Origin of the sequence: Nonomuraea sp. NPDC026600, from assembly GCF_040638335.1 — a bacterium.
Classification (GTDB): domain Bacteria; phylum Actinomycetota; class Actinomycetes; order Streptosporangiales; family Streptosporangiaceae; genus Nonomuraea.
Genome location: NZ_JBEZYD010000063.1, coordinates 44,912 through 51,035, shown reverse-complemented (window position 1 = coordinate 51,035; position 6,124 = coordinate 44,912). Strand labels below are relative to the sequence as shown.

General features: G+C 70.5%; 7 protein-coding genes. All 7 read right to left on the bottom strand.

Annotated features, from left to right (window positions below; genetic code table 11):
- Nucleotides 1-74 precede the first annotated feature (74 nt).
- Complete coding sequence (locus AB0F17_RS63000) at nt 75-590, bottom strand: hypothetical protein (RefSeq protein WP_358046106.1); 516 nt, start codon at nt 588-590, stop codon at nt 75-77.
- A 131-nt stretch (nt 591-721) separates the two neighbouring features.
- Nucleotides 722-1,414, bottom strand: coding sequence for a Crp/Fnr family transcriptional regulator (locus tag AB0F17_RS62995; RefSeq protein WP_358046103.1), 693 nt, complete (start codon nt 1,412-1,414; stop codon nt 722-724).
- A gap of 335 nt (nt 1,415-1,749) precedes the next feature.
- Nucleotides 1,750-2,757: an amidohydrolase family protein gene (locus AB0F17_RS62990; RefSeq protein ID WP_358046100.1), complete on the bottom strand. Its 1,008-nt coding sequence runs from the start codon at nt 2,755-2,757 to the stop codon at nt 1,750-1,752.
- The gene (locus AB0F17_RS62985) at nt 2,754-3,938 is read right to left on the bottom strand and encodes a VWA domain-containing protein (protein ID WP_358046097.1); all 1,185 of its coding nucleotides are present in this window, start codon (nt 3,936-3,938) and stop codon (nt 2,754-2,756) included. The genes AB0F17_RS62990 and AB0F17_RS62985 overlap by 4 nt, the downstream gene beginning before the upstream one ends.
- Entirely contained in the window at nt 3,928-4,806 is an 879-nt protein-coding gene (locus tag AB0F17_RS62980; protein WP_358046095.1) for a MoxR family ATPase, read from the bottom strand. The genes AB0F17_RS62985 and AB0F17_RS62980 overlap by 11 nt, the downstream gene beginning before the upstream one ends.
- Nucleotides 4,803-5,105: an EthD family reductase gene (locus tag AB0F17_RS62975; protein ID WP_358046092.1), complete on the bottom strand. Its 303-nt coding sequence runs from the start codon at nt 5,103-5,105 to the stop codon at nt 4,803-4,805. The genes AB0F17_RS62980 and AB0F17_RS62975 overlap by 4 nt, the downstream gene beginning before the upstream one ends.
- A gap of 13 nt (nt 5,106-5,118) precedes the next feature.
- Entirely contained in the window at nt 5,119-6,123 is a 1,005-nt protein-coding gene (locus AB0F17_RS62970) for a molybdopterin cofactor-binding domain-containing protein (RefSeq protein WP_358046089.1), read from the bottom strand.
- Nucleotide 6,124: the final 1 nt, after the last annotated feature.

Genomic DNA, 6,124 nt, shown 5'->3' with positions numbered 1-6,124 from the left:
CCGTCTACCAGGGGTTCTTTGCTTCGTCAGGCGAACGCCGAGCTCGCGATCATGCTGTGACCAGCGGACCGCCGTCACGAGGGTGAAAAAGGTTCCGTGATGCGGCGGAAGTCGTTCGCCCGCAGTTCGTAGAGGTCTCGCCGCAGAACGACGTCCTGGTAAATGCCGGGTGACATGACGACGGCCAGGAACGCCTCAGGCGCGGCCCGCAGGGCGGCTTTCACGGCAGGCGCGTCGCAGAAGCGGCTGACGGTCACGACCGCGTCTCCCGCATAACCGCAGCCCGCGTCCTCGATGATTCCTTGGTGGAAAGCGATGCGAACCCGCAGCCGGGCATCCTCGGACAGCCGCCGGTTACGGGCGTGCAGCCCGGAGCCCAACTCGCGGATCAAGGTCGGAATCACCCGCGCCTCGTCGATTCCCGGCGGCAGGAGGGCCAGCTCTCCATCACCTTGAGGTTGAATGGCCCATTCTTTCCGGCCGAGACCGCCACGGGCGTCCGCCTCCTCCAGAACCGCCCTGAGCTCGTCCTGCACCCACTTCTGATCGGTTTCGTTGCGGGCGCCGTATCTGACGAGGTCGGCGACCACGCACAACCTACGGACGCCGCCGCTTTTCTCCTGCATTTCCCTCCTGTCCATGGGTGAGGCACACGGTAGTGAGCACAGGCCGGTGGAACCTCGTCAAAAGATGAGATTCGGGCCGTGCCGCGATATGCGTTTCAGTCGAATCCGGCGAGGGTGGTCAGCCGCTCACGATCTATGACCAGCACCTTGCGATATCGGGTCGCGATCGATCCGGATCGCCGTAAGGCGGCCAGGGCTCGATGGGTCGCCGGTTCGGAGGCGCCGATGATGCCGGCGAGTTCGCGCTGGGTCAGCGCGACGGTGATCTCGTGCCCGTCGGCCGTCGCGCGGCCGTACGAGGTGAGCAGCTCGAGCAGGATGCGGGCGAGGCGGCCCTGCACGTGGTGGCCGCCGAAGTCGACGCGCCTGCGCGTGGCCCAGCGGAGCTTCGTCGCCACCACGCTCCCGAAAGTGAGCGCGGTCATCGGGTGAGCCATCAGGAAGTGCCGGAACTCCGGCGCCCCGATGCGATTGGCGGCGATGGCGCCCGCCGCGGTCGCGGTCGCGATGCGTGGCGTCGAGTCGATCGCCGCGAGTTCGCCGATGAGATCTCCTCCGGCGCGGATCGCCAGCAACGCGGGGCGCCCGCTCTCGGCGGTCGCGGTGATCTTCGCCAGCCCCCGCAGGAGGAGGAGCACATCAGTGGTGCGGTCGCCTTCGACGACCAATGCCTCGCCCGGACGGTAATGGCAGAGCGTCCCGAGACTTAAGAGCGCCTGACGATCGGTTGGCGCCAGTCCGGCCAGAAAACTTCCATTTGGCCACTCTTTGCCCTGATAGCGAGCCATGAAGGCATTCGTCCGATTTCTCCCCGAACCAGTCTAAGTCATCGCGCTCGATCTGGGGGGACGCGCAATTCTTTAGAGGATAGGCGGACAGCCTAACCACAAATGAATGATCCTTTCCAGGCCGACAAGTGCGGCACGTAAAGCCGTCTTGCGCGAATGCGCGCGAAGGTGTAGAGGCTTTGTCATTTGCTAAAACATGGAAACATGATTTAGTACGATATGTCATACCCTCGCGGTGAATTGCCGTGACCACTGTGGCAGAAGTGATCGGTTAGCGGGTGCATAACCGTGATTATCCGGGTTGCTGGCGCCGCGTTCGGGGATGACGATTCCGGTCAGAGGCGGTAGACCCGGGTGGCCGTCGCGGTGAACACGTCCCGGATCTCCTCGGCGGATCTGCCGGAGAGCACGTCCTGCCAGGTGGAGAGCAGGGTGGGCAGGTCGGTCCAGAGCTTCTCGATCGGGAAGTTGCTCCCCCACATGCACCGGCGGGAGCCGAACAGGTCCAGGCAGGTGGCCGCCACCCTCTCGATCAGCGCCCGGTCCACACAGTGCACGAAGGTGCCCTGACCCGTGAGCTTCACCACGACGTTGGGCCGCCCGGCCAGAAGCCTCATGCCCCGGGTCCACTCCGCGACGGCCGACGGCTCGGCGCCCACCGGCATTCCGGCGTGCACCAGCACGAACGTCACGCCGGGGAAGTCGTCCACGAGGGCCGCGGCGTCGGCCATCTGAGCGGGGAACACCTGGAGCTCGAACAACCAGCCCAGGTCGGCGAGCGCCGCGATGTTGCGCCGGAAGACGGGGTCCTTCATGCGGTCGGGGGCGGCGGCGAAGCGGAACTCCGGCCGTTCATGCCAGTGCAGTTGCAGCCGGGTGCCGCGGACGAGCGGCGTGATGGCGGCCTGCCGGCGCATGACGTCGGCCGCGCCCTCGTCGAACAGGTCGGCGGAGCCCACCACGGCGGTGGGCCAGCCCGTCTCGGCGTGGACGTCGCGCAACCACCGCACCTCCTCCACGGACCGGTCGAGCGGCCAGTTGGCCTGGACGTAGACCGCCGAGGTGATGCCGCAAGCGGTGGCCTCCCCGGCGTATTCGGACGCGGGGTAGTCGCGGCGGATCGGCTCGTACGGGCCGAAGATGCGTGGAACCATCTCCCCTTGGAGCCAGGGCAGGTCGGCGGCGCGCCAGATGTGGTGGTGCGCGTCGACGATCCCAGCGGGGCCGGAGGAGAAGACTCCGGCGGAGTCGGGGGCGAACGCTCTGGCGGAGTCGGGGGTGAAGTTTCCGGCGGAGTCGGGGGCGAAAGTTCCGGCCGGGTCGGGGGCGAAAGAGGAGGTCATCGGGTCGTTCCCATGGGTCGCGGGGTGGACCAGCGCCTCGCCGCGGTGTGGCGGGGGCCGGACAGGACGGCGGGCAGGCGGCGTACCTCCGCCAGCGCGGTGGGCAGGTCGCGTACGCCGCCGAGGTGATCCAGGCTCGGGAGCTGGGCGGCCATGGCGCGCGTGGCGGGGCGGTAGCTGGGCGAGCAGGCCAGCGGGGACCACCAGACGAGCCGGTGCCCGAGCCGCGACAGGCGGGCCGTGGCGCGCACCATGGGGGCGCAGTCGCCGCGTTCGAGCCCGTCGGACAGCACGATCACGAGCGCGCCGCGGGCGAGCGCCGCGAAACGCGGGTTGCCCAGGAAGCGTTCCAGCACGGCGCCGATCGCCGTGCCACCGTCGGCGTCCGTGACCAGCCCCGACACGGCCCGCAGCGCCCGGTCGGCGTGCGGGTGCGACAGCGCGGCGGTGATCCGGGTGAGCCGGGTGCCGAAGCAGAACACCTCGGTACGGGCCGGCGCCGCGCGCAGCGCGGTGTGCGCCACGCGGAGCAGGTCCGGGGTGTGCTGCCGCAGCGAGCCGGAGACGTCGACCAGGATCAGCAGGCGGCGCGGGCGCGGTGGGCGGTCGAGGCGGCGTAGCTCGATGATCTCTCCGTCATGGCGGTGGGCGCACCGCAACGCGTGCCGTACGTCCAGCCGGTCCCCCGACCGGGCCGGGCGACGTCGCCGTGACGGTGTGGCGGGCAGGACGGCGGGCCAGGCGGCTTCGAGCGTGCGCATGAGCGCGCGCCGCCGTTCGCCGGTCTGGCCGAACTCGCGCGTGCCGTACGTGCTCAGGGCGCTGGCCTGGATACCGTCGCCCGGCCGCGCCTCATGGGGCGGTGGGTCGTCCTCGCCGGGTCCGCCGGGGGACGGCATGCCGCCGTCGTCGCCTTTGGGCAGCGGGTCGGCGGGCCCGGGGCCGCCCTGCCGGAACCAGCCATCGAAGACGCGGTCGAAGGCGGGCAGATCGCCGATGTCCTGGAGCAGGGTGATCCGGGCGTACCAGTACAGCGTGGTCAGGTCGGGCGGCGGGGACTCGGCGATCACCCGCAGCAGGTCCGCCCGCTTGGTCGGCGCGGCGGGCACACCCGCGCCGCGCAGCGCGGTCAGGAACCCCCACAGATGGTCCGCGGCGCGCACGACCGGGTCACACACCACCGAACAACTCCTCCGCGTGCGCGAGGAGCAGCCGGGTGTCCTCCTCGTCCTTGATCAGCAGGCCGAGTGCCCGCCGCAGCGCCACCGGCCACGGGCTGCCGCCCTCGGCGAGCGCCATCGCACCGCGTGCCCACTCCACCGACTCGGCGATGCCGGGCCGCTTGAGCAGCGGCAGCCGGCGTACGCGCTGCACCGCCCTGACGAGCCCGTCCGCCGCGCGTTCCTCCAGCCCGGGGATCGCCGCGCGCAGGATCGCCCGCTCCCGGTCCGGCTCGGGGAAGGCGATCCAGTGGTAGAGGCAGCGCCGCTTGAGCGCGTCGTGCAGTTCGCGTGTGCGGTTGGAGGTCAGGACCACGATCGGCGGCGTGGCCGCGCGCACCGTGCCCAGCTCCGGGATCGTGATCTGGAAGTCGCCCAGGAACTCCAGCAGGAACGCCTCGAACTCACTGTCGGCCCGGTCGATCTCGTCGATCAGCAGCACCGAGCCCCGTTCGGCCCGCACGGCACGCAGCAGCGGCCGGCGCAGCAGGAACTCCTCGCGGTACAGGTCGCCGACGTCCTCGCCACGGCTCTCGGCCACCCGGACCTGGAGGAGTTGCTTGGGGTAGTCCCACTCGTACAGCGCCTGGCCCGAGTCCAGCCCCTCGAAGCACTGCAGGCGGATCAGGTCCAGGCCGGTGACGCGCGAGAGCACTGCGGCCACCTCGGTCTTGCCGACGCCCGGCTCGCCCTCCAGCAGGAGCGGCCGGCCCAGCCGCAGCGCCAGGTGGACCGCTGTGCACAGCCCCTCGTCGGCGAAGTAGCCCTCCCCCGCCAGCGCGGCGGCCAGCTCGCGCTCGTGCGAGAGCCAGGGGACGGCCGGGGTCACAACTGCGCGTGCTCGGTGGTCAGCAGGTGGACGCGCTGGGAGGTGTGCGCGGCGGCGTCGGCCGCCGCGGCCTTGCCGTGCTCGGAGCCGAACGCGGCGGCGCGGGCGTCCTCGTCGTCGAAGTACAGCTCGTTCACCGAGTCGTACGCCCCGCCGTCGCCGGTGGCGACGCTGACGGTGTACTTGCGCAGGCCGGGCAGCCGCCTGGCGAACTCGGCGTGGTCCTCCAGCACCCACTTCGCGAACTCCTCGTGGGACAGGTCCTCGGCGCGCTTGAGCAGCGAGACGACTTTCAGCATGGTTCCTCCGGTTTCAGGTGTCGCGCAGGGCGTCCAGCCCGCGCAGGACGCGCTCGGGGGTGAACGGCATCGACTCCAGGCGCACGCCGCAGGCGTCGAAGATCGCGTTGGCGATGGCCGGGATCGGGGCGTTCGCCGTCATCTCCCCGATCCCCTTCGCGCCGTACGGCCCGTTTCCGGCCGGGCGCTCCAGGAACAGGCTGTGCTGGACGGGGATGTCGGCGGGGCCGGGCATCAGGTACCCGGCGAAGTCGTGCGGGCCGTGGTCGCGCAAGGGGTAGTACGGCTCGGTGGTCTCGAACAGGGCGTGCGACACGCCCATCCAGGCCCCGCCCTCCACCTGCTGCGTCGCCATGGCCGGGTTGAGCGCCCGGCCGATCTCGTAGGCGTTGTACAGCTCCAGCACCTCCACCACCCCGGTCTCGTCGTCGACCTCGACGACGGCGGCCGTGCACGCGTGCGCCTGGCAGGAGTCGGGGTCCATCTCCCCCGTCTCGGGCACCGGTGCGCTCGGCTCCTTGAGGTAGATGCCGCGGCCGGAGATCGTCCGTCCGTGCTTGAAGTGCGCGGCCAGCGCCAGGTCGGTGATGTGGATGGCCTTCTCTTCCGCGCCCTTGAGCCTGATGAAGCCGGTCCCGTCGGTCTCCAGGTCCGCGGCGTCGGCCTCCAGTTCCTCGGCGGCGACCGCCATCATCACGCCGCGCGCCTCGGCCGCGGCCATGATGACGGCGTTGCCGACGCGGTGGGTGCCGCGACTGGCGAAGGTGCCCATGCAGTGCGGGCCGGTGTCGGTGTCGGCGGTGTCGACCAGCACGTTCTCGATCGGCAGACCGAGCGTCTCCGCGGCGCACTGGGCGGCGATCGTCTTGATGCCCTGGCCGAGATCCACCGAGGACAGCGAGATCACGAACGTGCCCGTGGTCGTGGCGTGGATCAGCGCCTGCGAGGGGTCGCCGCCCAGGTTCATGCCGGTCGGGTAGTTCACCGACGCGTACCCGCGCCCGCGCAGCTTCGCCATG